This window comes from Luteibacter sp. P4_D7_3 (assembly GCF_056401735.1).
Map to the genome: position 1 here is coordinate 1 of NZ_JBFUIT010000505.1, position 1,802 is coordinate 1,802.

Genomic DNA, 1,802 nt, shown 5'->3' on the forward strand with positions numbered 1-1,802 from the left:
GTCTTACATCGAGGCGGCCCTCGACAATGTCCTCGAGCAGGAGTCCGGGTACCTTGAAGCCCCGACGGCCGAAGAAGCAGTGGGTGCGATCGAGGTTCTGGCAAAGCTGCTCGGACGCGGCACGCAATCGGACGCTTACACTGAGAAGGTGGACACTTGGGTTAAGACCATCCATCAAAAGCCGACGGAAGCGCTGCTTGAAAAGGCCCGGCGCGTCATTGCACGGATCCTCGCAAAGGATTCCGAGCTTCTTGAACTATGGCAGGACGGCGAGGGTGCCGAGGGTGCCCAGCAATGGCAGTCCTCCATGTCGCGACTTCTGAGTGCTGTCAGCGCATGACGAGCCGCTGATTTATTAAGCGAGGCAGCATCCCGGATACTGGTTCACCGGCCCGCGCGGGGAGGGTCTTCACGGCGACATTTCCCGTAACAGCGCCATTACAGGCAAAATACGCGGTGCGCCACCTGCGATATCCTCTTCCTGGATATGCCGCCGTGCCGCTTTACTCGTTACGGATCATGCACTTGACCACTATTRCGCCACCGGCTGCCGACGCCGATACCGCGCTGCTGGAGCGCCTGCGCGCCGCAGCGCAGCTCCTTGAATCGGTTGCGGCCGATCGGCTCTTGCTGGACGACCTCCCGGCGGAGGACCGCCAGCGCCTGTATCAGGCGGTGGCGCAGGTCTATCACCCCGACCCGGGCGAGCGTCGGATCCGGCTGAAGGCTGCGCAGAAGGCGCGTCATGCGTCGAAGATCCAGGCCGAGGATACCGTGCTCAACCAGACCGGCATCCGCGTACTGCGTCGCAAGCCGGTATTCACCACGCCGAATGTGTTCGCTCCGGAGGGTTTCGAGGCCAACGACATCGCGCCCGATGCAGACACCGCGCAACCGCGCGAGTCGGTCGAACCCAAACACTGTTATGTGTGCAAGAAGAAATACTCGGCGATCCATTTCTTCTACGACCAGCTGTGCCCCGACTGTGCCGCGTTCAACTACGCCAAGCGCACCGAGCTGGTCGATCTGCGCGGTCGCGTCGCGCTGCTGACAGGTGGTCGCGTAAAGATCGGTTATCAGGCTGGCCTGAAGCTACTGCGCGCCGGTGCGGAACTGATCGTCACCACACGCTTCCCGCGCGACTCGGCGGCACGCTATGCCGAGGAACCGGACTTCGGCGAGTGGGGCCATCGCCTGCAGGTCTATGGACTGGATCTTCGCCACACGCCCAGCGTGGAAGCGTTCTGCCAGGAGCTGGTCGCCACGCGGCCGCGGCTGGACTTCATCATCAATAACGCCTGCCAGACCGTGCGTCGCCCGCCGGACTTCTACGCGCACATGATGGATGGCGAGACGGCTGCACTGCACGACATGCCCGAACACGTGCGCAAGCTGGTCGGTCACTACGAGGGTCTGCGCGGCTCGAACATCCTTCCTGATTCGGGTGCTTCGGCGAATCTGCCTGGCCTGACCCGTGCCGCCGAGCTGTCCCAGATGCCGCTGCTTCCCGAAGAGCTCCTGGCGCAGAGCCATCTGTTCCCCGAGGGCCGACTCGATCAGGACCTTCAGCAGATCGATCTGCGCGAACGCAATTCGTGGCGGTTACTGATGGCCGAAGTGTCGTCGGTGGAATTGCTGGAAGTGCAGCTGGTCAATGCCATTGCGCCGTTCATCATCAACGCGCGACTGAAGCCGCTGATGCTGCGCACGTCCGATCGCGACAAGCACATCGTCAATGTGTCGGCGATGGAAGGTCAGTTCTACCGCAACTTCAAGACCACGCGCCATCCCCATACCAACAT

At 62.2% G+C, this 1,802-nt stretch carries 2 protein-coding genes; both read left to right on the top strand.

Going from position 1 to position 1,802, the window contains the following annotated elements:
- The coding region (locus tag AC1DSN_RS22105) for a DUF4259 domain-containing protein (RefSeq protein WP_477332930.1) at nt 1-340 on the top strand (340 nt) is incomplete at its 5' end.
- Nucleotides 341-525: 185 nt separating this feature from the next.
- A partial coding sequence (locus AC1DSN_RS22110; RefSeq protein WP_477332932.1) for an SDR family NAD(P)-dependent oxidoreductase occupies nt 526-1,802 on the top strand: 1,277 nt, incomplete at its 3' end.